The following is a 280-nucleotide window of genomic DNA, read 5'->3' on the forward strand; positions in this document are numbered from 1 at the left end:
GCGGCCCACCAAATGCCACACTATGAATACGAATATGCCGGCATGAGCGATGACCAAATCAAGGCGGCCCAAGAAGCAGCCGAAGAAAAGGGCTTAAAGCCGGTCATCCGGTTCCGGGTACCTAAGGATGAAGTCTTTGAATGGGAAGACCTGGTTAAGGGACCCATGTCGTTTGAGGCCCAATCAATTGGGGGCGACTTTGTCATCCAAAAGCGCGACGGGATGCCAACGTACAACTTTGCCGTTGTCATTGACGACCACCTGATGAAGATCAGCCACG

The 280-nt window shown here is 52.9% G+C and carries 1 protein-coding gene; it reads left to right on the forward strand.

What is annotated here, in order from left to right:
- On the forward strand, positions 1 to 280 hold a 280-nt coding region (locus tag SAY88_RS24970), incomplete at both ends, for a glutamate--tRNA ligase family protein (protein WP_332635117.1).

This window comes from Halalkalibacter flavus (genome assembly GCF_036663575.1).
Taxonomy (GTDB): Bacteria; Bacillota; Bacilli; order Bacillales; family Bacillaceae_D; genus Halalkalibacter; species Halalkalibacter flavus.